The organism is Kushneria aurantia DSM 21353, assembly GCF_000382245.1.
In the GTDB taxonomy this organism is placed as follows: domain Bacteria; phylum Pseudomonadota; class Gammaproteobacteria; order Pseudomonadales; family Halomonadaceae; genus Kushneria; species Kushneria aurantia.
The window spans coordinates 34,310-57,593 of sequence record NZ_KB907866.1 but is presented as its reverse complement, the minus strand read 5'-3'; the positions used below and the strand labels follow the sequence as shown (position 1 = coordinate 57,593).

Here is a 23,284-nt window from a genome sequence, read left to right as displayed (position 1 = left end):
TCGGCAGCCGCCCCTCTCGCTTTGTCGCATGTTGGGAAGGCTATGTGGGATAGGCTATAGCGTCAGCCAGGCGGCGAGCGCCAGCAGCACCAGCAGGCCGAGATAAATGCCGGTACGCGCCAGCGGACGGAACTCGAGCGCCGGGATATTGACCAGCGACAGCGACGAGAACTTCAGCAACATCCACACCAGCCCGAGCACGACCAGAATAACGATGAACAGCGTCATCCCGATGCCGATGAACAGCGCCTGCCACTGGGGTATCTGACCGCTGGACGAAGGCCACAGCACGGCATAGAGAACGCCGCCCAGGGCAAACAAACCGATATCGAAAGTGGTGCTCAAAAGGCGCGTACCGATCACCCGCAGCGAACGGGTAAACGGATTGTTATGCATCAGATCGCGCAACATGAAAGCAATCACGGCAAAAAAGAGAGCGACCAGCCCAAGCGCGCTCCAGTAGGAGGAGATACCGCCGCCCTCGGCCCCCATCGCCGCCCCGGCGCCGGTATTGGACTGCATCAACCACTGTGCGATGGCACCGATCACCAGCCACAGGACGATCGTAAAAAAGAAATCGCCGATACCCTTCTTTTCCATGAGCCTTGCTTCCTTTCAAGAGAGATTCGAGTCCATGAGCGCTCTTATCATGGCAAACAACTTCTCGTCGCGATAGCGCCACGTCGCGACGCGAGACGGTCGGCCTGCCGTGTCGGCTCGGGCAGCTTGTAGCGGGTCAGGCAGCGCAACACCCAGTCGAGGGCACTTTCGAGCGCAATGCGATGGCCGACCGAGATATATAGCGGCTTGACCCGCTCGCGGGTACGCAGCACGGCGCCAATGGTCTCGCTGCCATGAGTCAACGGCGTCCAGCCACCGAGCGCTGCGGGCACCTCGCCGTGATGACCGCACAGACGGCTCTTGCCAACGCCAATGGCAGGCATGTCGAGCCACAGCCCCAGGTGAGCGGCGATACCCAGCCGGCGCGGATGGGCGATCCCCATACCATCGACCATCAGCAGATCAGGACGGGTTTCGAGGCGCTCGAACGCCGCCAGCGCCGCCGGCAGCTCACGAAAACTCAGCAGCCCCGGCATGTAGGGCATGCGCGTGGCACTACGTTCGAGCACCTGTTCGACGACGGTCAGCGACGGCCAGTGCATGACGACGACCGCCGCGCGCGTCGTGGCCCCCTTGTCCTCGAAGCCGATATCCACGCCGGCGATATGGCGTACCCTGTCGAAACGATCCTCGCGAATCACCCGCGGCGCCAGCGAGGTTTGCAGCGCGACGGCCGTTGCCGGATCGAGCGTCCAGTCGTGCAGATCGGGTGGCAGGTCCATGAGCGCCCCTTGTCAACGGCGGAGAGTGGGTCAAGGCGCATGAACAGGGATCATCAACGCCCATCTGCAGGGTCGGACACCATCGTCTTTGGCGTCCACTATCGGTAAGGTGCGCACATCGCGGCAGGAGAAACCCTCGTCATGAAGAACGTCTCGTCATGAATAGTACCGATACCGGATTGCCACCGATCGAAGAACTGCAACAGCGCTACGACGGCCTGCTGACGCTGCCCGGCTGGCTGTGGATTGCGCTGACCACGCTACTGCTTGCGCTCTTGCTGGATGCGTCGCTGCACTTCATTTTCGGTCGCCTGGAAAAGCGTTTCAATCGCAGCAGCCACCGCTGGGACGACGCCCTGATCTTCGGCGTGCGCCGCCCCTTCCGGCTCTGGGTATGGCTGACCGTGATCAGCGTGCTGGCCAGCCTGATCGGTGAAGCCTTCACCATCGACCCGATCAATCAGCACGTTGCCCTGGCGCAGTCGCTGGCGACGCTGTTCTGCATGGGCTGGGCCGGGCTGCGCCTGATCGTGCGTCTGGAAAAGCGGCTGGTATTCCCACCCGCCTCCAGTCGCGCGCGTTCGGTGGACCCTACCAGCGCCTCGGCGATCACCAAGAGCGTGGGCGCGCTGATTCTTACCGTACTGGTACTGATGGCGCTGCAGTTGATGGGCTTTTCGATCTCCAGTCTGCTGGCGCTGGGCGGCTTCGGCGGGCTGGTGATCGGCTTTGCGGTGCGCGATCTGATCGCCAACTTCTTCAGCGGCATGGTGATCTATATCGACAAGCCCTTCGTGGTGGGCGACTGGATCAAGTCGCCGGAGCGCGATATCGAGGGCGTGGTCGAGGATATCGGCTGGCGTCTGACCACCATCCGCACTTTCGCCGGTCCGCCGATCTATGTGCCCAACATGATCTTCAATCAGATCGTGGTGGAGAACCCCACCCGCATGTACAGCCGGCGGCTTTGGGAGCGGATCAGTATCGACTATGGCGACCGCAAGCGGGTACGCCCCATCACCTCGGCGATACGCCAGTATCTGCGCGAGCACCATCAGATCGACCAGCAGGAGTTGATCACGGTGAACTTCGTCACCTACGGCGATCATGCGCTGGAGCTGATGGTCTACGCCTTCACCGTGCCCACCGACTGGCAGACGTTTCAGGAACTCAAGGAGGATATTCTGATTCGCGCCGGCGAAATCGTCGAAGAGCACGGCGCCACCCTGGCGCTGCCGATTTCGCGCCTGCGCCTTCAGGAGTCGGCGCTGACCCTGCGCGAGGAGCGCCATGCCGAGGAGGACGCCCCGCCCCGCCGCAGGCCGCTCGGCACCGGCACCCCGGCCGGCAAGACAGCCGGCGACGCAGCGCCGACGAGCCGCTCACCCGGACCCGATGCAGACGGCGGCTAAGGCGGCAGGGTAGAGACAATATAAAAGGGCGCCCCGCTTTCGCGGGACGCCCTTCGGGGCCAGTGCCGGTCGGCGATCGAGCGAAAGGCCTACGACGCCTGTCGACGACGGTCGTCGCGGCGCGGGCGATCACTCCCTTCGGGGCGACCGTTGTCCTGGCTGATCTCGAGCTGGCGGCCACCAACACGCGCGCGGGACATCTTGGCCAGCACGGTGCCGGGCAGGCTGGAAGGCAGGTCCACCAGGCTGTGGGTCTGGCGGATATCGATGCGTCCGATGCGACCGCCCTCGATCCCGCCTTCGTTGGCCAGCGCCCCGACCAGCTGGCCGGGTTTGACGTTGTCGCGATGACCGACGGCCAGACGATAACGGGTCATGCCCTCATTGGGCGCGCTGTCGCGACGGCGCTGCGGACGACGCTCGCGGCTGTCGTTATTGCTACGCTCATTGCGCGGCGAGGACTTGGGCAGCGCCCGGATCGGCGGCTCGCCGGCGCGGGCAAGGCTGGCGAAAACGCAGGCCAGATCGACCGGATCGATACCCTCTTCCAACAGCGACTCGACCAGCGCGCGCTGGTGGTCATGGCCACGCTCCAGCATCGCCTCGGCGCGCGCCTTGAACTTCGCATCGCGGTGGTTGCGCATGGCCTGCTCGTCGGGCAGCTCCATGTTGTCGATCTTCTGACCGGTTGCCTGCTCCAGCCAGCGTACCTTGCGCAGCTCGCGACCGCCGGCAAAGGTAATCGCGGTACCCTCGCGGCCGGCACGGCCGGTACGACCGATGCGGTGGATGTAGGCTTCGGTGTCGTGCGGCATGTCGTAGTTGATGACATGCGTAATGCGCGGCACGTCGAGCCCGCGCGCCGCCACATCGGTAGCAACCAGTACGTCGATTTTGCCCTTTTGCAGGCGCTGCACGGTACGCTCGCGCAGGCTCTGATCGAGATCGCCGGAGAGCGGCGCCGCGGCAACGCCACGCGCGACCAGCTGATCGACCAGGGTGGTGCAGGAAGCGCGGGTACGCACGAAGACGATCGCGGCATCTACCGGCTCCACCTCGAGGATGCGCGCCAGCGCCTCGACCTTGGCCGGACCGTCGACGCGGCACAGACGCTGCTCGATGGTCGTGGTCGCGGCGCGGGCCTCGATCTGCACGGTCACCGGATCGACCAGATAGCGGCTGACGATGCGCGTGATCTCCGGCGGCAGGGTGGCCGAGAAAAAGACCCGCTGCGCGTCGCTGGGCGTATCCTTGAGCACGCGCTTGACGTCATCGATAAAGCCCATGCGCAGCATCTCGTCGGCTTCGTCGAGGACCAGCGCATTCAGGCCGCCGAGGCTCAGCGAGCCGCGATCGAGGTGGTCGATCACACGCCCGGGCGTGCCCACGACGACCTGGCCGCCGCTTTTGAGGCCGCGCATCTGTTCGCGGTAGTCCTGGCCGCCACACAGGGTCACCACTTCCAGCCCCTTGAGGTTCTGACCGTAACGGCCAAAGGCGACGGCCACCTGCTGCGCCAGTTCACGCGTAGGTGCCAGCACCAGTACCTGCGGTTCGCGACGCTCCAGCTCCAGCTTCGACAGCAGCGGCAGCGCGAAAGCGGCCGTCTTGCCGGTACCGGTCTGCGCCTGACCCAGCAGATCGGCGCCTTCCAGCAGGGTAGGAATGGTTTGCGCCTGGATCGGCGAAGGTTGTTCGTAACCCAGGGTTTCGAGAGATTCGAGAACGGCGGGCAGCAGTGCCATGTCGCCGAATTTGAGCGAGGCAGCGGAATCGGATGTCATATCACACCTATACAGCCAGCATGGTGCCGGCAGGGAAAATGTCGGGTCGAAAGGAATCTGCCCGTGTCTGACGGCGGCAGCTTTCGGACCGGTCGCACTTGTCGCCGAGCGCGATGCGCGGCGACTTCCGTGGCATGTGGCGACCGTTGATGCAGCGAGGTTTGCAGGCGGGTATACCGCTATACCTTTAACTGCTCCATCGATGCGTGGGCTTCAGGGCCCCATGGGAATCGTCCCCTGGGCGGCAGCACTCACAATCGGGGGGCGACTCAGCAGAGATGGTAGGGTCTTCACAAGCGAGGTATACACAATCTATCACGTCTCGCATTTCAATGCACGCCGAAAGTCGTATAAACGAGAGAGCAAGGAGGCTGACGCTGATGCACGCCGCTGCCACTCAGGCGCTCGCAATCGTGCGGACACGCGAGTCGCGTAACTGCGCCGACTCGCGCACGAACTCTCCACCCTGCCTGTCAGGGTCGTAACCAGGCTCTACCCACTTGCCGTCGATCAACTGCCCCATACCGCTATGCCCCCTCGAATTTTACAGCTGATTGTCGAGTGTAACGCCTCCCGGAGGCATCATAGAGAAGTGACCGCATCGCAAGGAAAGCCCCGTAATCTGCACGCGCCCGCCGCCATCCTTGCGGAAAACATTTGATACTGACTGTTCGAAAACTCTGTCGCTGTAAACTGGCGCAGCACGAGCTGGCCGAGAGGCCGACGAAAAAAACGGTTATCCACCAGCAAAAACGCGGCGCCGGTGCACCTCATTCGATGCCATGAACGACACACCGACCTTCTCTTTCATAGGAAAAATTCAAATATTTCATAATGCTACACACAAAAATGAAAACTCGTTACATGAAGCAACATTGCCATCATGACGCATTCGAACCATTTTCAACCCGGCATAGACGCCAGGAACGCCGCCTTTTTCAATCGGAACATTCCAAAAAAGCAGGAAATCATTTCCATCTTTCAACTCCCCTGGCACCTGAAAATAACGCTAAAAGTAGAATTAAGAGTGGACAATCCTTTTTTATTCTCACGAAAAACCTATCGCAACAACCTTTCTTTCTCTCTTGAAGAAGGAAAAAACGGTTTCAATATCGAAAAATATAGCGCCCTCGACTCTTTTTAAAATGTGCCAAAGGCCCTCTTTCTCTCGGGAGAAATTTCCGGCCGAGCGGCGCTCTCAGGCGAGCGGGCTGACCTCATTCTGAATCGCCGCTCTCTGCTTACTCATTTTCGTCAAACAATTGTCGCTCTTGTTGTACAACAATTACACAGAACACCCGTCTTATCCTTGTACAGACATTCAGGCTACAAAAAACATGAAATGAGGCGTCAATTTGACGCTCTCATGGTCTATGCAGTTCAGTAACCATCAGGTAAGGTAAGCGTGCCTTTATCATTTTACCTACTTGTATACGGCGCTAATAATATGTTGCGAATTATCGGTTCGCTCCCACGCACCCATCGCCTTCTACTATTACCGGTTACCACCATGATCGGCGTGCTGGGAGTTCATCAGGCTTATCAGAGCATGAACACGTCGTCTGACACCGTTGAAGCGATGACAGACATCCGTCAGGCGGCGCAGCCCATCAGCTCGGCACTGGCGGCTTCCCACGACAGCTCCGCCCGCTCCTTCACGGCCCCCACCCATCTCGAGATCGCCGGTGCCCTGGCAGCCGCTCAACAGAATGACGCGCCGGCCGACGTTCAATACACACTCAATATCAACAGCGCCCTCGCCGTGGCCTCGAATATCGCCGCCATGCAGGCCGTTGCCGCTTTCGACCGGATGAATACAGGTAGCAGCGACAAACTGCCTCAAAGCAGCTTCGCACTTGCTGTCGTCCAGAATATCAATGCCGACGTAGAGGGCCACACCTCCTACGTGGACAACTTCAGCGACGACGATATCGAAGTGGGTGATTACGGTATCGACAGCGAATCCAGCCTGTCATTGGGCAACCAGGTTGCCGCTCGCGAAAGCTGGCAGCCGGAGTGGCAGACCTATACGGTGCAAACCGGCGACACCTTTGCCGAGATGGCCGAGCACAGCTTTGGCCTGGGCTACAGCGAAGTTCTGGCACTGCTCGACAACGCCCCCGACAAGCGCGCGCTCACTAACCTGAAGGTCGGCGACGAACTGGACTACAAGGTCGACGAGAAGGGCCATCTGCTGGCACTGCGCGTCATGAAGAATTCGCGCAGCGGCTATCTGTTCGAGCGCGACAGCGACGATCAGACCTTTGCCGTCAACGACATCGAGCGCACCGGTGAATCGACACAGCGTCTGTTCGCCGGCACCGTCAGCGGCAGCTTTGGTTCATCGGCGCGTGCTACCGGCCTTTCCGGCGTCGAGACCGCGGAATTGATCGCGGTACTGAGCAAGAAGCTCAATTTCAACCGCGAGACCCGCGAAGGTGATCACTTCCAGGTGCTGCTCGAATCCGACATGATCGACGGACAGGCCTACGATTCGCGCATCCTTGCCGCCAGGTATGAAGGCAGCAAGGATCTGACCGTGGTACGTCACGACGGCAGTTTTTATACGCCGGACGGCCAGGGACTGGATGCCGCCTTCAATCGCTACCCCTTCAAGGGCAGCTATCGCATCAGCTCGCCGTTCAACCTCAAGCGTCGCCACCCGATAACCGGCCGCATCAGCCCTCACAAGGGCACCGATTTTGCCATGCCGAGTGGTACGCCGGTACTGGCACCGGCCGATGGTCGAGTCACCAAAGTGGTCACTCATCCGCTGGCCGGCAAGTATATCGTGATCACGCACGACAACGGCTATCAGACTCGCTACCTGCACCTTTCCAAACAGGAAGTCAGACCCGGCGAGCGTGTCAGCATGGGGCAGGAGATCGCCAAATCCGGTAATACCGGCCGTAGTACCGGCCCTCACCTGCATTACGAAATCATCACCAACGGCAGCCAGGTCAACGCCATGCGCGTCAAGCTGCCCGAGGGTCAGACGCTCACCGGTCAGGAGCTGGCAAGCTTCAAATCCGATTCGAAGGAGCTGTTGGCAAAGCTCGATGATGCCGACAACAATCGCGCAGTGGCACAGGTCAGCCACGACGATTGACCCTCCGGTGATGTCGATAACAAACGCCTCGCAGGAAACTGCGGGGCGTTTTTTATCGATTGAAAACAGCGAGTCTCAGTCCGGCGGATTGGCGCTTACGCCAGATAGTGGTCCTCCCTGGTAGCCATCGGCAGCCGGCTCCACCCGTTCGGTATCGCCATCCTGCCCCCGGTTGCCGCGCTGGCCCTCACTGCTGCCCTGATTCTCGCCACTGCCCTGATTCTCGTCGCGCTGGCTGCGACTACCGTTTCCTTCGCCGCCCTCTCCCTCTGCACTACCGCCGATCAGGGCCTGCAGGGTATCGACAGGCGATGTCACAAGGTTTTCCAGTGACTCACGAATCGCCTGCCACACCACGGCGCTGATATCCACACTGCTGCCATCGACATCGGTTTCGATGGGAATGTCGAGATTGATGGTGCCATCTTCGGCCTGCAGCAGCGCGATCAGATTCTTGAGCGGCAGGCCGCTGGCATCCTGATCCACCTGCTGGCCCAGAGCGAGGCGGCGCACAATGATGTGATTACTGGCGGTCAGGATTCCGTCACGTAGACGGTAGTCAAGATCGAGATCGGCTACGCCCTGCTCGATCCGATAGCCGGCAAACCGCTGTATATAGGGTGCAAACTGCTCCAGCATCAACCGCTGGGTGGCGAGATGCATGTGCGCCGAAAGCGGGGCGCCGGGGTTGAGGCTGCCTTCGATCGTGACCGGCGTGTTGTCACTCTCAAGGCCTTCAAAGTGATAGTCGGCGGCTGCGTCACTGCTTGTATCGAGACCGGTCAACTGACCATTGAGCGAGCCAACGTCGAGACTGACCGTCGGCGACATATGACGATCCTCGAAGCGAAAGCGCCCGCCCCTGACCTCCAGCCTTTGCAGCACCAGCGCCGTGGCACCACCATCAGTGTCGGATTGACTACCCCTATTATCACTCGCGCTGTCGGAGACAGTCGCACTGTCTGTCGTGCCGGAGGCAGCACGATCCGAAGAATCGCCACCGCCACCCAGCACTGTGGCAAGGTTGAAACTACCGTTATCAGTAATCAACGCCGTCAGCTCCGGCGCCTCCAGTGTCGCGCGAGCGATGCGCAGGTGCTCACCCGGCACCAGTTCGATTGCCGACAGGCTCGCCTGGTCAACATTCAAAAGCGGTTGGCCGCCACGGCTCACCAGCGACAGCGATGACAACTGTAGAGCCCCCTGATAGCCGAGCCCGTTTTCGGCGGCAGTACCCAGCGTCAGAGTGCCCTCCCCCGCCAGACTGCCGTCGTCTACTTCTACCGGTAGCGCGCGGGTCATCAGCGACGGGAAGAGTGTCAGTGGTACCTGCTGCGCCGAGATCGACAGCTCGGCGGTGAAGGGAGCGAGGCCGAAACTGCCTTCCAGCTGCAGGGTACCATCGCCCAGCGCCCCGCTGGCGCTGCCCTGCATGGGGTTGTCGGAGAGCCTGCTGTAGCCATTCAGCGCGATATCGACATTGGTGACCGACAGCTTGTCGCTGCCGCCCTGGCGCTGATCAATCCAGTCGATCCGGCCGCTATCGGCACGAATATGGGCGACAGTCAGCGGCGACGAATCGTTTTGTGACTGTCCACCGAGTCGCATCACGTTGAGCGGGCCTGACGGCGGCGACACCAGCCGCAGATGGGGCGACTCGAGTCGTATCTCGTCGAGATGCACCCCCGATTGCCACAGCGTCGACCACTGAAATATCGCCTCGCCACCGTTCACGGTCAGCATGGGCGAGTCGGCGTCGCCAATACGCAGCCCGTCGAAGTGAGCGGTCGCGGTGAAGGGATTGAAGCCCAGGTGCTCGAGTGCTACCGGCGTATTCAGGCTGTTACTGAAATGGTTGACCGCCCATTTGCGCAGCGCCCAGGGGCCGGCAACATATAGAACCAGTACCAGCACAGCCATTGCAGCGACGGCAATGATGGAACCCCGGCGCGCTTTTGAGGTCATGACACGCTCCCTGTGTCGTGTTGCAACTTGTATCGAACAGCCTGGCATATTTTCGACATCACTCCATTGTTAACGCCATCTGCTCCACATCAACCGCCCCGTTTAAACGTCTGAAGGGTAAGGAAGTACTTCGAGCTCAAGAGATGCGGGCGTTTTGACGCTATTAACACTACACTTTGTGACATGACCAGACGGCCCGACATGGATGGCGGGCATTGCCGACAGGGACAGGAGCAGGTCAATACATGGCCACACTGATCTGGATAGCATCGCTGATCGCTCTTCTGGGAGGATACGGCCTGAAACGGGGATTCTCGCGGGATATCAGCCTATCGCTGATATTGGTCGCTGCCGGCATCATCAGTGCCGCACTGATTATCATCAACACCACGGCCAGCCTGAGCGTGGCAAGCGTCGTCATTGCCGCCACCTTCGGACTGTGCCTCATCGAAGGGCGCCGTGAAATTCGATCGCCGGCGCGAGGCCGCGCGACCCATTCGCGCGCGCACCCCCTCTCCTCCACCCTTCATACTCCATGGCAGGGCAGAATTCGCGCGCGTCGCGCTCCTCGTCATGGCGCGACACCGCGTCGTCGAGCACATCGCAGTCGTTGAAGAGGTGCCATCTCCCCGGTCGTTGCCCTGATGTTGCGCTCTCTTCGCCCCGCTAACCTTGCCCCCTTTTTCAGCATACTGAGCTACAGCCGCCGCGCCCTTTCGCTGGTATGGAAGACCTCGCCGCTGATGATGGCGGGACTGGCAGGGGCGACGCTGATCGCCGGCGTACTGCCGGCGGTTGCTGCCTGGGTGGGGCAGCTGATCGTCGACGGCGTGGTCGACGCCGCCGAACGTTACGCCGAGGCTACCGAGCCACTGGCCGTGCTCACCCCGGTGCTCTGGCGGGTAGCCCTGGAAGGCGCCATCATTGCCCTGATCGCGCTGTCGCAGCGCGCCCTGGAGGCGCAACAGTCGCTGCTGCGGGCCAGGCTGGGGCAGCGGGTCAACGTCATGATTCTCGACAAGGCCGGCGAGCTGTCACTGGCGCAGTTCGAAAACTCCGAGATCTACGACCGTCTTACCCGCGCCCGTCGTGAAGCCTCGACCCGCCCGCTGTCACTGGTCAACCGTACCTTCACGCTCTCGCAGAACCTGATTTCGCTGGCAAGCTTTGGCGTGCTGCTGGTGCAGTTTTCGCCCTGGGCGCTGGCGATTATCGTGCTGGGAGCGCTGCCAGTGTTTTTTTCCGAGGCACGCTTCTCCGGCGAGGCCTTTCGCCTGTTCCGCTGGCGCTCACCGCAGATGCGTGAGCAGCGCTATCTCGAAACCCTGCTGGCCCGTGAAGACAGTATCAGCGAGGTGCGGCTTTTCGGTCTGGAACCGCTGCTGCGCCAGCGCTATCGAGCCATATTTGCACGCCTCTACGACGAGGAGCGCCGCCTTACCCTGCGTCGCACCCTGTGGGGGTTCATTCTCGGTCTGCTGGGCACCCTGACGTTCTATGCCGCCTATGGCTGGGTGGTGCTTGAAACCGTGGCAGGGACGCTGACACTGGGCCAGATGACCATGTACCTGATGGTGTTTCGCCAAAGCCAGAGCGCCCTTTCGGCCGGACTGACCGCTATCAGCGGCATGTACGAGGACAACCTCTACCTCTCCAACCTCTATGAGTTCCTTGAGCTCCCCACCGAGCCGGGCCAGGGCAGCCTGACCGAGGGCGAAGTGCCGGGCGACGGCCTGCGCTTCGAAAACGTCGGTTTCGCCTACCCCGGCGGCCGGTCGGCACTGCATGATATTTCACTCCACCTGCGCCCCGGCGAGAGCCTCGCCCTGGTCGGCGAAAACGGCTCCGGCAAGACGACCCTGATCAAGCTGCTCACCCGCCTTTATCAGCCGGACAGCGGCCGCATTCTGCTCGACGGCAGCGACCTGCGCGACTGGCAGCTCGGCACCCTGCGCCGCCGCATCGGCGTGATCTTTCAGGACTTCGTGCGCTATCAGTTCCCGGTCGGTGAGAATCTCGGCGTGGGCGATATCGACGCCTTCAGCGACGAGCAGCGCTGGCGCGAAGCCGCTCACCGCGGACTGGCAGACGACTTCATCGACGCCCTGCCCGAGGGCTACCATACTCAGTTGGGGCGCTGGTTCAAAAATGGCCAGGAACTTTCCGGCGGCCAGTGGCAACGCATCGCCCTGTCGCGTGCCTGGATGCGCGAAAGCGCCGATATTCTGGTGCTCGACGAGCCCACAGCGGCCATGGACGCCGCCGCCGAGGCGGCAGTGTTCGAGCGTTTTCGCCACTACAGCCGTGATAAAACCGCCATTCTGATCTCGCACCGCTTCTCTACCGTGCGCAGCGCCGATGTAATCGTGGTGATGGCACAGGGCCGCATCATCGAGCGCGGCAGCCACGCCAGCCTGCTGGCCGCCGGCGGCCGCTATGCAAGGCTTTTCGAACTACAGGCGGCGGGCTATCGCTAGCAGCCTGTCGGACTTTCCACGCCGGGCATGAGATAAATACCGACATCCACCTGATCCCGGATCCGCCATGAGCCACCTTCCGCCGGCGCTTTCTCGACGAACTGGCCGAGTTGTTCGTTCAGGTGCTGGAAGTGGCCCGCGAGATGCAACTGCTCAAGGTAAGGACCATCAGCCTGGACGGCACCCAAATCAGGGCCAACGCCCAGGCTGCCAGGGCGTCATACGTAACGGTGCCCGGCCGATTGACGCGGCGCAGGCTGGCATATACAATTTGGCATATACATTGGAGCACAATGCCATGCCTACCCTATCGACGCCATCCAGACCCAAGGAAGTCAAGCTGTTTCGCAACAACCGCAGCCAGGCGGTGCGTATTCCTGTGGAGTTCGAGTTGCCAGGAGATCGTGTGCTAATCCACCGCGAAGGCAGCAAACTCATCATCGAGCCAGTGACTCGGCCAACGAACATCGTCGAACTGCTGGCCGAGTGGAGGAAAGAAGCGCCGCTTGGGCCAGAAGATCAGCTCCCGGCCATTGAGGACATGCCCGCCCAGCCGGAGGACATATTTTGAGCGGATATCTGCTGGATACGAACATCATCAGCGATGTGATCCGCAGCCCGGATGGGCCTGCCGCACGCCGCATTGAGCAGGTCGGGCCAAAAGAGATTTTCACCAGCATCATCGTCGCAGCCGAGCTGCGCTATGGCTGTGCAAAGAAGGGTTCGCCCAGGCTGCTTGCCAGGGTGGATGGTATCCTTGAAACGATCCCGGTGCTGCCGCTGGATATTCCGGCTGACGCTGCATACGGCGGCCTCCGCGCCGAGCTGGAAGCGTCTGGCCAGCCTATCGGCATGAACGATCTGCTGATCGGCGCACACGCCCATGCGCTCGGCCTCACGCTAGTGACGGACAACACGCGCGAATTCAGCCGCATTCGTGACCTCAACGTAGAGAACTGGCTGGAAAGATAGCCGGCCCCTTTTGTTGGGCCGAATCCAATGATCGTTTGACGGGAACGATAGTCGTGCGGCCAACTTCTGAGCAACCCAAACCTCTTGCAAAGCCACATCATCGAGCGCGGCAGCCACGCCAGCCTGCTGGCCGCCGGCGGCCGCTATTCAAGGCTTTTCGAACTACAGGCGGCGGGCTATCGCTAGCGCCGCGCCGCTCGACCTTCAGCCGACACCCTTCCCATACTCTCATTGTTCAGGCCGATTCGGCTTCGGCATGCCGCTCGGCCTGTGCCGCCACCAGCTTCTTGAGCTCGGGAATGCAGGAGCCGCAGCGGGTGCCACAGGCCAACCTGTCGCCCAGCGCCGCGACGCTCAAGCAGCCTTCGGCAATCGCCCTTTCGATGGTCTTCTGCCCCACCTGGTGGCAGCTGCACACCGTGACGCCGGCATCCTCACCGCTGGCCGCTCGACCGGCCAGCAGTCGGCGGCGCTGTTCGCGCTCGATTTTCTCGAGAGCAAAGCAGTCATCGAGCCAGCCGATCTCACCCAGCAGCGGATTGAGCCGACCGGTCGGCGCCACCGCCAGCCACCACACCAGCCGTCCGGCTTCGATCCGCGCAGCACGAAAGTGACCGCTGCCCGGATCTTCGCTCCACAGCGTCGGCGCGCTGCCCAGCTGCTCGCGACACCATTCCCACCAGGGCTCTGCGTTTGCCAACGCCAGCTGCCAGCGCTGACAGTGGGACATGGGAATGCGGCACCACCAGCCGCTCTCTGCCAGCGGCGCCTTGTCGTCCGAACCGAGCAGCAGACAAGCCTCTTGCGGCAGCGGCAGCGGCGCCAGTGCCACCCGCGCCTGCTTGGACTCCGGCTGCCCGGAAAGCGGGTCGCACACCGCCGCTACCAGCGCCGAGGCACGCGCCCGGGTGCTGAACTGATCGTTCCAGTGGATCGGCACGAACAGCTCCCCGCGACGCTGTGAAGTGGTCACCCGCACCCGACCCAGATAGTCACCGCGGGCGTTGACGAGTCGCGCCAGGCCGCCGTCGTGCACGCCATACCGCGCCGCATCCGCCGGGTGAACCTCGATAAAGGGCTCGCTGCGATGGTGCATCAGGCGGGCAGCACGGGCGGTGCGGTTCATGGTGTGCCACTGATCGCGAATGCGGCCGCTGTTGAGCAACAGTCGCGCCTCCCCCTCGGGCTGCTGGATCGCGGCGCGCGAGCGCACGGCGACGAGCCTTGCCCGGCCGCTGTCGGTCATGAAGCGACCGCTTTCAAAAAGCCGCGCCGTACCCCGCGGCGACGCAGCGTTGACCGGCCACTGCACCGGCGCCAGAGCGTCATAGGCGGCGCGGTCCATGCCGGCCAGCGCGGAGATATCGAAAAGCCGAAAGGTCTCGCCCGGACCGTCGCCGTTCTCGAAGCCGGAGAGACGGGCATGCTCGTCGAAGATCCGATGGGCGCCGTCATAATCGAACGCTGCCGCGAAGCCCATGCGGCGCGCCACCTCGCAGATGATCCACCAGTCGTGGCGCGCCTCTCCCGGCGCTGGCAGCAGGCCGCGCTGACGCGAGATACGCCGCTCGGAGTTGGTCACCGTGCCGTCCTTTTCCGACCAGCCGCTGGCCGGCAACACGATATCGGCACAGCCCAGCGTATCGCTGTCGGCCATACAGTCGGAGACGATCACCAGCGGGCACTTGTGCAGCGCACGGCGCACCCGGTTGGCGTCCGGCAGGCTCACCAGCGGGTTGGTAGCCATGATCCACAGCGCGCGAATCTCGCCGCGCTCGATCGCCTCCACCAGCGCCAGCGCCTTGTGCCCCGGCGCCTCGGGCAGCGTCGGCGTCAGCCCGGGCACGCTCCAGAAGCGCGCTACCCGATCGATGGCGCCAGGGGTGTGATAGTCCATATGGGCGGCGAGCTGATTGGCCAGCCCGCCCACTTCGCGGCCGCCCATGGCGTTGGGCTGCCCGGTGATCGAAAAGGGCCCGGCGCCGGGCAGACCGATGCTGCCCCCGGCAAGGTGGCAGTTGATGATGGCGTTGACCCGGTCGGTGCCGCTGCTCGATTGATTGACCCCCTGGGAGTAGAGCGTCACCACGTGCAGCTGGCTGGCGAACCAGTAATAGAAGGTCTCCAGCCGCTCGGCATCGACCTCGCAGCGCCGCGCGGCGGTAGCGATATCCGCCGCCTCGTCGCGCGCCGCCGCCAGCGCCGCTTCGAATCCTTCGGTGTGATGGGCGATAAAGTCACGATCCAGCCGCCCCCTTGCCGCCATGTAGGCCAGCAAACCGTTGAACAGCGCGATGTCGCTGCCCGGAGCGATGGGCAGATAGAGATCGGCCAGCTCGCAGGTGTCGGTCACACGCGGGTCGATCACCACCACCCGCATCAGCGGGTTGCGGCTTTTGGCGGTGCGCAGGCGCTGAAACAACACCGGATGGTTCCAGGCGAGATTGCTGCCGCTGAGCACTACCAGCTCTGCCTTCTCCAGATCCTCGTAGCAGCAGGGTACGGCGTCGGCCCCCAAGGCGCGCTTGTAGCCTGCCACCGCCGAGGCCATGCAGAGCCGCGAGTTGGTGTCCAGGTGCGGCGTGCCGATGAAGCCCTTGAAGAACTTGTTGGCGATGTAATAGTCCTCGGTCAGCAGCTGACCGGAAAGATAGCCGGCGATCGCCGCGCCGCCGTGGCGCATACGCACCTCGCCAAGGCGATCGGCAATGGTATCGAGCGCCTCATTCCAGTCCACCTCGCGACCCTCGATACGGGGCCGGGTCAGCCGCCCCTGGTGGCCCAGCGTCTCGTGCAGCGCCGAACCCTTGACGCATAGCCGACCGTAGTTGGCGGGATGATCGCGATCGCCCTCGACGCCGTTCAACCGACCTTCCTCGACGCTGGCGACCACGCCACAGCCCACGCCGCAGTAGGGGCAGGTGGTGGTTTCATGCATGTTCGACTCCTTCACGTCTGCGTGCGGTGGCCCCCTGCAGGCCCTGACGGTCGACGCCGGCGTGCAGACGTTGCCTTCTCGGGTGTGGTGACCGGCTATAAACGCACGAGGCCCGAACCCGCCAGTGGCGGATTCGGGCCCCGATGCCCCGATAACCGGTGGTGTCGCCGGGCAGCGTTGTGACACGACATCGCCATTGATGCGTGCCGCCGCCGCGGCAGACTCTTGTACATTAACTTTTGCAAAAAACGCACCGCCCGTTTTGCAAAAACCGCACCGCCCGGCGCCTTTTACAGCCTGCTCAGGCAGATAAGTAGTCCACTGGACAGCAGCAAGGCGCTTTTTGGCAGCGCCGGCACAGCGCCGCGCACCAATAACGCACAAAGCGCTATTGCCCGTGCACCCTGATGGTGTCGCCACCCGTCAAGATAACGGTATAAAAATAAAAAGCGCCATTTTAAATAACATAAAGCGCTGATAAAAAAGGCCACTGGCATACCTGGCACGCATTCTGCCCCAAATGAACGAGATGGCGCACACCGTCGTGCGCCAGCGGCGAGGCAGAGCCGCCTCGCCGCCTGGCGGCAAGATCGTCAGCACAGCAACAGGCATTTCAGGCAACGGCGCCTGCGGAACCGGGGTTATCCCCCGCGACCGCAGGCGCCGTTTTGCGTTTCAGACCGTCGTCAACGTTCGGGGAGGCGATATGACAATGCTGCGACAGGGCAGCAGGGCTATCGACAAACTGGTGATTATCGGCCACGGCATGGCCAGTCAGCGCCTGCTGGAGCGCCTCGCCGAGCGTGACGAACGTCCGCGCCACATTCACGTCTTCGGTGACGAGGCGCGACCAGCCTACAACCGCATTCTGCTCTCACCGCTGCTGGCCGGCGAGATCGACGAAAACGGCATTGCCCTGCGCGATGCAGAGTGGTTCGCACAGCACGACATCCGACTACACAGCGGCCGGCGCATCGAAAGGATCGACCGCCAGACCCGCTGCGTGACCGACAACTGCGGCGAGCATTGGCACTACGACCGGCTGGTCATCGCCACGGGCTCGCGGGCGCGCTTTTTCGATCTGCCCGGCGCAGCACTTGCCGGCATTCACGGCTTTCGCACCACCGCCGATGTCGACACCCTGCTGGCGGCCAGCGGCTGTGGACGCCGTGCGGTGGTCATCGGCGGCGGCCTGCTGGGGCTGGAGGCCGCCGAAGGGCTCAGAAAACGTGGCATGACGGTTACCCTGGTGCACCGCGCGCGCCATCTGATGAACCGCCAGCTCGATGCGCAGGCCGCCGAGCTGTTGAGCGCCGAGCTGGCCCGGCGCGGCCTCGAGCTGCGACTGGGCTGTCAGCCGACCGCCTTTGAGGGCGACGGCGAGCGCGTCGACGGTGTGCTGCTGGACAGCGGCGAGCGGCTGCCTGCGGCGCTGGTGGTGACCGCCGCCGGCATCCTGCCCAACGCCGAACCGGGGTTGGCCGCAGGTCTGGCCGGCGAGCGGGCGATCGCCGTCGACGACACCCTGACCACCAGCGATACGCACATCCATGCGCTGGGCGAGTGCTGTGAATTCGAGGGCACCACCTTCGGCCTGGTGGAACCGATTCACGCCCAGGTGGAGGTACTGGCCGAGCGCCTGTGCGGCGGTGACGCCCGCTACGCCCTCGGCGACTGCGCCACCCAACTCAAGATCAGCGGCATCGACCTCTACGCCTTCGGCGTGCTCGACCCCGAAGCCGGCGACGAGGTGCTGCGCTACGTGGATATCGAGGCAGGAGACTACCGCCGCCTGATCCTGCGCCACGGCGTTCTCGTCGGCGGCGTACTCTACGGCGACACCCGCGACGGCCCCTGGTACTTCCACCAGGCGCAGCGGCGGCGCGACCTGCGCGCCTGCCGCGACACCCTTCTTTTCGGCGCCCATGACGCCAGCCAACAGCTCGAGGAGGCTGCATGAGTAATCAGGACGCGACTTTCAACCACGACCAGCCGAGTATCGATACCAACAGAAAACAGCTGGTCATCATCGGCAACGGCATGGTGGGCCATTACTGCATCGAACAACTGATCGAGCGCGGCGCCACGGCGCAGTGGCAGATCCACGTCTTCGGCGACGAACGCCACCGCGCCTACGACCGTGTCCACCTGTCGGAGTACTTCTCCGGCAAGGATGCCGACGCCCTCGCTCTCGGCGAGCCCGATCTGCACCGCACCCACGGCGTGGCGCTGCATCTGGGCGTGGCGGTCACCGCCATCGACCGCGACAGCAAGGAAGTGGTCACCGCCGAGGGGCGGCTGGCCTACGACAGCCTGGTCATCGCCACCGGGTCATACCCCTTCGTGCCGCCGATTCCCGGCCCCGATACCGCCACACACCCGCAGGCGCGGCTGGTCTATCGCACCCTCGACGACCTTGATGCCATCCGCCAACAGGCCGCAGGTGCGCGCCGCGGGGTTGTCATCGGCGGCGGCCTTTTAGGGCTGGAAGCGGCCAACGCCCTGCAGTCGCTGGGTCTGGAAGCGCACGTGGTGGAGTTCGCCCCGCGCCTGATGCCGGTGCAGCTCGACGAGCAGGGCGGCGCGGCGCTGCGCGAGCGCATCGAGGCGCTCGGCGTGGGCGTGCATACCGGCTGCGCCACCGAGGAGATCGTTGCTACCCCGAACGACGCATACGCTTATCGCATGAACGTCAAGGGCGGCGAGCCGCTGGATACCGACCTGATCGTCTTCTCCGCCGGCATCCGTCCGCAGGACAAACCGGGGCGCGACTGCGGTCTGGAGACCGGCGAGCGCGGCGGTATCGTCATTGACGATAGCTGCCGCACCTCGGACCCGGAGATTTTCGCCATCGGCGAGTGCGCCCTGTGGCAGAACCGCATCTTTGGTCTGGTAGCGCCGGGCTACACCATGGCGCGCACCGTGGCGGGCTGTTTGACCGGCGAAGAGGCGCACTTCAACGGCGCCGACATGTCGACCAAACTCAAGCTGCTGGGGGTCGACGTTGGCTCGATCGGCGATGCCCATGGCGCTACCGAAGGGGCCAAAAGCTACCGCTATATTGATGAGGCCGGCAGCGGCTACCGCCGGCTGGTGGTCTCCGCCGACGGCAAAAAGGTGCTGGGCGCGGTGCTGGTGGGCGACAACAGCTACTACGACACCCTGCTGCAGTACGCCCAGAACGGTATCGCCCTGCCCGATGACCCGGCCAGCCTGATCCTGCCGCAAAACGAGGGCGGCGCCCCGGCACTGGGCGCCGACGCGCTGCCCGACAGCGCCACCATCTGTTCCTGTCACAACGTCACCAAGGGCGCGGTGTGCAGCGCCGTCGACGCCGGCTGCGCCGATCTCGCCGCACTCACGATCGACACGAAAGCGAGTACCGGCTGTGGCGGCTGCTCGGCGCTCCTGAAACAGGTGTTCGAACACGAGCTGGAAGCGCGCGGTGTGGCGGTCGATCGCAGCCTCTGCGAGCACTTCGCCTATACCCGCCAGGAGCTCTACGCCATGGTGCGCGTCGAAGGCATCCAATCGTTCGGCGAACTGCTGGAGAAGCACGGCCAGGGCCTGGGCTGCGATATCTGCAAGCCCACCATCGGCTCGATTCTGGCCACCTGCTGGAATCAGCCGATCATGGACGCGCAGAACGTCGCCCTGCAGGACACCAACGACACCTTCATGGCCAACATGCAGAAAAACGGCACCTACTCGGTGATGCCGCGTGTGGCCGGCGGCGAAATCACCCCGGACAAACTGGTGGCGCTGGGTGAAGTGGCGAAAAAGTACGATCTCTACACCAAGATCACCGGCGGCCAGCGCATCGACCTGTTCGGCGCCGAGCTGCACGAGCTGCCGGATATCTGGGAGGCGCTGATCAACGCCGGTTTCGAAACCGGTCACGCCTACGGCAAGTCCGTGCGCACGGTGAAATCCTGCGTCGGCAACAGCTGGTGTCGCTACGGCGTGCAGGACAGCGTCGCCATGGCGCTCGAACTGGAGCATCGCTACAAGGGGCTGCGCACGCCGCACAAGATCAAGATGGGCGTATCGGGCTGCACCCGCGAGTGCGCCGAGGCGCAGAGCAAGGATATCGGCGTGATCGCCACCGAGGCGGGATGGAACCTGTATGTGTGCGGCAACGGCGGCATGCGTCCGCGTCACGCCGAGCTGTTCGCCACCGATATCGACAGCGACCGCCTGGTGCGCTACATCGACCGCTTTCTGATGTTCTACGTGCGCACCGCCGACAAGCTACAGCGCACCTCGGTGTGGCGCGAAAGCCTCGAGGGCGGTCTCGACTTCCTCAAGGCGGTGATTATCGATGACAGCCTGGGGCTCGGCGAAGAGCTGGAGCGTCAGATGCAGCACGTGGTCGACACCTATGAGTGCGAATGGGCCAACGCCCTCGGTGACCCGGAGAAGCTCAAGCGCTTTCGCACCTTCGTCAACGACAAGTGCGGCGACCCGGACATCGTCAACGTCAGCGAGCGCGGCCAGCCCCGCCCGGCGCGCGCCGACGAAATTCAGTCTCTTGCCGTGGAGATCCGCTGATGAACCGTACTGCCGCTACCCCTCACAAGGTGCTGTGTCGGCGCAGCGACCTGGTCGACGACTCCGGCGTGGTCGCCCTGCACGACGGTCACCAGATCGCGATTTTCTATCTGCCTCGCGGCATCGACCGGCGGGGCGAGCCGGCGGTGTTCGGCATCGACCACCACGACCCCTTCTCCAATGCCAACGTCATCGGCCGCGGCATTATCGGCGACAAGGGAGGCGAGCCGGTGGTCGCCTCGCCGATCTACAAGCAGCACTTTCGCCTGCGCGACGGTATCTGTCTCGAGGATGACAGCGTACGGCTGAAGGTCTGGCTGCTGCGGCTGGAGGGCGATCAGGTGGTGCTGGAGCGCTGAACGCCGGTGCCGTTGCACACCGATTGCACCACAACATTAAAAAACCTGCCATCACAGGAGATACTGCCATGTCCTATCTGATTCCCGCCGAGTTCACCACCAAAATGGTCGACTCCGGCGCTTCGAAGATATAATTGCCAACGCTGTGATGTAAACCAAGGCTGCCTGGGCGACGATGGCCTATGCTTGAAGGACAGGCGGCCTTCGCCGCGCGATGAGGAGAGCGTCATGGAGAAAAGAGTCTGCGCCTGTCCCTATTGCGAGTGCGCGGTGCCCGAGACCGCGCCGGAGATCAACGGCAAGTTCTACTGCTGCGAGGCGTGCGCCACTGCCCACCCGGACAACCAGCCCTGCCAACAGAGCGACTGCGACTGTCACCGACGCCACTGGGGCGGCATCATGAGTTGAGCATCGCACAGCAAAGCGCCCGCATCACTGATGCGGGCGCTTTTGCGGAGCGTCTTTCGTTTTATCCAGCCTTTCAGGGGTCGCTGCGCTTGCCTTTCTGATTGACCGCCTTTTCGATCAGCGCTTCGGCGTTGCTTTTGGGCTTTTCCTGCAGCTCCTGCTGCAGTTCGCTGTATAGCCCCCGAAAGGTGTTGCAGGAGGAGCAGAACACCTTGTCGTCCGGGTTGCGCACCTCCGACAGGCGAACGCGATGGTTGCCGCATTCGGGACAGGGCGTCGGCATTCTCATCTCTTCGGAAAGGTCATCCATGGCAGCAACTTCCTCGTCAGGTGGAAGGGGCGCGATCAAAACGCCACTGCATAGCAAGGGCCAAGCAGCGACGCGACCGACCGCCGAGCGCTTTGATCGGCCCGGGTTTTGACCAAGCCTAGGCAAAAAGGGCCGTTTCGACCAGCTCGGACGGCAGTGCCACCCCATACCGATAGCCGAACAGTGTGCTACTTCGTAATAGCAGCATGCAAAACCCGGCGCTCTCTGCTAAAAATAACATAAGTTATAACAAAGCAATGACGGCAAGAGCCGTTAAAGAGGAAGCAAAAGGAAATGCTCAGTCACATCATGGTGGGCAGCAACGATCTTGATCGGGCACAGGAATTTTACGATCCGGTACTGGCCGAGCTGGGCCTGTATCGCGACAGGTCCCCCTGCGATCACCCCTGGCTCAGCTATAGCGCCCCTCAGGTAAAGCTTCTGTTCATCGTCTGCGCGCCCTTCGACGGCGATTCAGCCAGTCAGGGAAACGGCACCATGGTGGCCTTCAATGCCCATGACCATGAAACCGTCGATCGCTTCTATCAGGCCGGCCTTTTGTCGGGTGGCAGCGACGAGGGGGCACCAGAGCTGCGTCCGCAGTATCACGACTACTTCTACGGGGCCTACCTGCGCGATCCGGACGGCAACAAGCTGTGCTGTGTCTGCCACGACCGATTCAGCAACTGACGTTGCAACTGATTCTGCAACCGAGTGAGGATATCGGCGGCGCAGCTACCAGCACTTCAACTGACGCCGCCAGGCCTCCCTCGCCCGCTCCGGCGTGGTCGGCAGCATACGCACCCTCTCACCGGGTGCACACTGCGCCAGCCTGGCGCAGGCCAGCGGCGACAGTGCCCCCAGCCGCGGGTAGCCGCCCACCGTCTGGCGGTCGTTCATCAGCACGATCGGCTGGCCGTCGGCGGGTACCTGAACGGCGCCCAGCGGAATCCCCTCCGACACCATGCCGCTCAGCCGACAGTCGAGCTGCGGACCGCGCAGGCGAATGCCCATGCGGTCGGCGCGGCTATCAACCTGCCAGTCGCTGTTGAAGGCATCGAACAGGCTGGCCGCCGCGAAGTAATCGCTCTGCGCCCCCTGGATCAGCGCCAGTTCGGGCGGCATGTCGAGCGGCATGCGAATCTCATTGGGCAGCTGTCGGGGGCTGTCGGTATCGCCCTGCCAGCGAATGACATCGCCCTGCGCCAGCGCCCGGCCCTCGCCGTCAGCACCGCCCAGGCCCTCGCGCACCACGCAGGCCAGGCTACCCAGGGTGGGTGAACCGGCAATCCCCCCCGCGACCGCCAGATAGGCACGCACGCCCTTCACCGGATGCCCGAAGCTGAGGCGTTGCCCGGCGCGGATGGCAAAGGCGGCGTTGCGGGACAGCGGTTCGTCATCAAGGCGGGCGTCAAGGTCGGCGCCTGACAGCGCCAGCCAGCCATCGGCGCCGGCGCGCAGCGTCAGACCGCCAAGGCTTATCTCCAGCGCTGCGGCGCCGGGATCATTGCCCAGCAGCCAGTTGGCCCAGCCCATCGACACCGGGTCCATGGCGCCCCCCTGGGTCACGCCCAGGTGGCGCACGCCGAAGCGGCCGCCATCCTGCACCAGCGCCAGCGGTCCGGCACGCTCTACGGTCAGTTCCTTCATCGGTTC

At 63.2% G+C, this 23,284-nt stretch carries 19 protein-coding genes; 12 read left to right on the top strand and 7 right to left on the bottom strand.

What is annotated here, in order from left to right; genetic code table 11:
* Positions 1-54 precede the first annotated feature (54 nt).
* On the bottom strand, positions 55-600 hold the full coding sequence (locus H146_RS0105220; protein ID WP_019950810.1) for a hypothetical protein: 546 nt from the start codon (positions 598-600) through the stop codon (positions 55-57).
* A 47-nt stretch (positions 601-647) separates the two neighbouring features.
* The gene (gene nfi, locus H146_RS0105215) at positions 648-1,343 is read right to left on the bottom strand and encodes a deoxyribonuclease V (protein ID WP_019950809.1); all 696 of its coding nucleotides are present in this window, start codon (positions 1,341-1,343) and stop codon (positions 648-650) included.
* 158 nt (positions 1,344-1,501) lie between these two features.
* Here nfi and H146_RS18490 point away from each other — a divergent pair, with 158 nt between their 5' ends.
* Positions 1,502-2,755 carry a mechanosensitive ion channel family protein gene (locus tag H146_RS18490; RefSeq protein ID WP_019950808.1) on the top strand — a complete coding sequence of 418 codons (1,254 nt, stop codon included), beginning with the start codon at positions 1,502-1,504 and terminating at the stop codon, positions 2,753-2,755.
* An 89-nt stretch (positions 2,756-2,844) separates the two neighbouring features.
* Here H146_RS18490 and H146_RS0105205 read toward each other — a convergent pair whose 3' ends face one another.
* Entirely contained in the window at positions 2,845-4,539 is a 1,695-nt protein-coding gene (locus H146_RS0105205) for a DEAD/DEAH box helicase (protein ID WP_019950807.1), read from the bottom strand.
* Between the two features lie 883 nt (positions 4,540-5,422).
* Between H146_RS0105205 and H146_RS21245 the strand changes: the two genes are divergently transcribed.
* Positions 5,423-5,683 carry a hypothetical protein gene (locus H146_RS21245; RefSeq protein WP_156826706.1) on the top strand — a complete coding sequence of 87 codons (261 nt, stop codon included), beginning with the start codon at positions 5,423-5,425 and terminating at the stop codon, positions 5,681-5,683.
* Positions 5,684-6,088: 405 nt separating this feature from the next.
* Positions 6,089-7,648: a peptidoglycan DD-metalloendopeptidase family protein gene (locus tag H146_RS0105195; protein ID WP_245558691.1), complete on the top strand. Its 1,560-nt coding sequence runs from the start codon at positions 6,089-6,091 to the stop codon at positions 7,646-7,648.
* A gap of 75 nt (positions 7,649-7,723) precedes the next feature.
* Here the strand turns inward: H146_RS0105195 and H146_RS0105190 are convergent, their stop codons facing one another.
* Entirely contained in the window at positions 7,724-9,613 is a 1,890-nt protein-coding gene (locus H146_RS0105190) for a DUF748 domain-containing protein (RefSeq protein ID WP_019950804.1), read from the bottom strand.
* 245 nt (positions 9,614-9,858) lie between these two features.
* Between H146_RS0105190 and H146_RS21240 the strand changes: the two genes are divergently transcribed.
* From H146_RS21240 to H146_RS0105165, 4 genes are all read left to right on the top strand, one after another.
* Entirely contained in the window at positions 9,859-10,227 is a 369-nt protein-coding gene (locus tag H146_RS21240; protein WP_156826705.1) for a hypothetical protein, read from the top strand.
* 30 nt (positions 10,228-10,257) lie between these two features.
* On the top strand, positions 10,258-12,090 hold the full coding sequence (locus tag H146_RS0105180) for an ABC transporter ATP-binding protein (protein WP_019950802.1): 1,833 nt from the start codon (positions 10,258-10,260) through the stop codon (positions 12,088-12,090).
* 298 nt (positions 12,091-12,388) lie between these two features.
* The gene (locus tag H146_RS0105170; protein ID WP_019950801.1) at positions 12,389-12,661 is read left to right on the top strand and encodes an AbrB/MazE/SpoVT family DNA-binding domain-containing protein; all 273 of its coding nucleotides are present in this window, start codon (positions 12,389-12,391) and stop codon (positions 12,659-12,661) included.
* Positions 12,658-13,062 carry a type II toxin-antitoxin system VapC family toxin gene (locus tag H146_RS0105165; RefSeq protein WP_019950800.1) on the top strand — a complete coding sequence of 135 codons (405 nt, stop codon included), beginning with the start codon at positions 12,658-12,660 and terminating at the stop codon, positions 13,060-13,062. Before H146_RS0105170 ends, H146_RS0105165 begins: the two co-directional genes overlap by 4 nt.
* Before the next feature lie 235 nt (positions 13,063-13,297).
* Here H146_RS0105165 and H146_RS18485 read toward each other — a convergent pair whose 3' ends face one another.
* Positions 13,298-16,000 carry a nitrate reductase gene (locus H146_RS18485; protein ID WP_019950798.1) on the bottom strand — a complete coding sequence of 901 codons (2,703 nt, stop codon included), beginning with the start codon at positions 15,998-16,000 and terminating at the stop codon, positions 13,298-13,300.
* A gap of 706 nt (positions 16,001-16,706) precedes the next feature.
* Between H146_RS18485 and H146_RS0105150 the strand changes: the two genes are divergently transcribed.
* The 4 genes from H146_RS0105150 to H146_RS18480 all read left to right on the top strand — a co-directional run bounded on the left by H146_RS0105150 (position 16,707) and on the right by H146_RS18480 (position 21,318).
* Positions 16,707-17,960: an NAD(P)/FAD-dependent oxidoreductase gene (locus H146_RS0105150; RefSeq protein ID WP_156826704.1), complete on the top strand. Its 1,254-nt coding sequence runs from the start codon at positions 16,707-16,709 to the stop codon at positions 17,958-17,960.
* A complete protein-coding gene (nirB, locus tag H146_RS0105145) occupies positions 17,957-20,551 on the top strand; it encodes a nitrite reductase large subunit NirB (RefSeq protein ID WP_019950796.1) in 2,595 nt (864 codons plus the stop codon). The genes H146_RS0105150 and nirB overlap by 4 nt, the downstream gene beginning before the upstream one ends.
* A complete protein-coding gene (gene nirD / locus H146_RS0105140) occupies positions 20,551-20,910 on the top strand; it encodes a nitrite reductase small subunit NirD (RefSeq protein WP_019950795.1) in 360 nt (119 codons plus the stop codon). The genes nirB and nirD overlap by 1 nt, the downstream gene beginning before the upstream one ends.
* Positions 20,911-21,138: 228 nt before the next feature.
* Positions 21,139-21,318, top strand: coding sequence for a hypothetical protein (locus H146_RS18480; protein ID WP_019950794.1), 180 nt, complete (start codon positions 21,139-21,141; stop codon positions 21,316-21,318).
* 73 nt (positions 21,319-21,391) lie between these two features.
* On the opposite strand, the gene H146_RS0105130 is transcribed toward H146_RS18480, so the two are convergent.
* A complete protein-coding gene (locus tag H146_RS0105130; protein WP_019950793.1) occupies positions 21,392-21,628 on the bottom strand; it encodes a hypothetical protein in 237 nt (78 codons plus the stop codon).
* Between the two features lie 294 nt (positions 21,629-21,922).
* Here H146_RS0105130 and H146_RS0105125 point away from each other — a divergent pair, with 294 nt between their 5' ends.
* Positions 21,923-22,318 (top strand): VOC family protein, encoded by a 396-nt coding sequence (locus H146_RS0105125; protein WP_019950792.1) that lies wholly within the window; start codon positions 21,923-21,925, stop codon positions 22,316-22,318.
* 45 nt (positions 22,319-22,363) lie between these two features.
* On the opposite strand, the gene H146_RS0105120 is transcribed toward H146_RS0105125, so the two are convergent.
* Positions 22,364-23,278 (bottom strand): 5-oxoprolinase subunit C family protein, encoded by a 915-nt coding sequence (locus tag H146_RS0105120; protein ID WP_019950791.1) that lies wholly within the window; start codon positions 23,276-23,278, stop codon positions 22,364-22,366.
* Positions 23,279-23,284 lie beyond the last annotated feature (6 nt).

Bases quoted from the DNA above. Each gene is read 5' to 3' on its own strand.
- H146_RS0105220 (WP_019950810.1), bottom strand. From the start codon at position 600: ATGGAAAAGAAGGGTATCGGCGATTTCTTTTTTACGATCGTCCTGTGG.
- nfi (WP_019950809.1), bottom strand. From the start codon at position 1,343: ATGGACCTGCCACCCGATCTGCACGACTGGACGCTCGATCCGGCAACG.
- H146_RS18490 (WP_019950808.1), top strand. From the start codon at position 1,502: ATGAATAGTACCGATACCGGATTGCCACCGATCGAAGAACTGCAACAG.
- H146_RS0105205 (WP_019950807.1), bottom strand. From the start codon at position 4,539: ATGACATCCGATTCCGCTGCCTCGCTCAAATTCGGCGACATGGCACTG.
- H146_RS21245 (WP_156826706.1), top strand. From the start codon at position 5,423: ATGACGCATTCGAACCATTTTCAACCCGGCATAGACGCCAGGAACGCC.
- H146_RS0105195 (WP_245558691.1), top strand. From the start codon at position 6,089: ATGAACACGTCGTCTGACACCGTTGAAGCGATGACAGACATCCGTCAG.
- H146_RS0105190 (WP_019950804.1), bottom strand. From the start codon at position 9,613: ATGACCTCAAAAGCGCGCCGGGGTTCCATCATTGCCGTCGCTGCAATG.
- H146_RS21240 (WP_156826705.1), top strand. From the start codon at position 9,859: ATGGCCACACTGATCTGGATAGCATCGCTGATCGCTCTTCTGGGAGGA.
- H146_RS0105180 (WP_019950802.1), top strand. From the start codon at position 10,258: ATGTTGCGCTCTCTTCGCCCCGCTAACCTTGCCCCCTTTTTCAGCATA.
- H146_RS0105170 (WP_019950801.1), top strand. From the start codon at position 12,389: ATGCCTACCCTATCGACGCCATCCAGACCCAAGGAAGTCAAGCTGTTT.
- H146_RS18485 (WP_019950798.1), bottom strand. From the start codon at position 16,000: ATGCATGAAACCACCACCTGCCCCTACTGCGGCGTGGGCTGTGGCGTG.
- H146_RS0105150 (WP_156826704.1), top strand. From the start codon at position 16,707: ATGACAATGCTGCGACAGGGCAGCAGGGCTATCGACAAACTGGTGATT.
- nirB (WP_019950796.1), top strand. From the start codon at position 17,957: ATGAGTAATCAGGACGCGACTTTCAACCACGACCAGCCGAGTATCGAT.
- nirD (WP_019950795.1), top strand. From the start codon at position 20,551: ATGAACCGTACTGCCGCTACCCCTCACAAGGTGCTGTGTCGGCGCAGC.
- H146_RS18480 (WP_019950794.1), top strand. From the start codon at position 21,139: ATGGAGAAAAGAGTCTGCGCCTGTCCCTATTGCGAGTGCGCGGTGCCC.
- H146_RS0105130 (WP_019950793.1), bottom strand. From the start codon at position 21,628: ATGGATGACCTTTCCGAAGAGATGAGAATGCCGACGCCCTGTCCCGAA.
- H146_RS0105125 (WP_019950792.1), top strand. From the start codon at position 21,923: ATGCTCAGTCACATCATGGTGGGCAGCAACGATCTTGATCGGGCACAG.
- H146_RS0105120 (WP_019950791.1), bottom strand. From the start codon at position 23,278: ATGAAGGAACTGACCGTAGAGCGTGCCGGACCGCTGGCGCTGGTGCAG.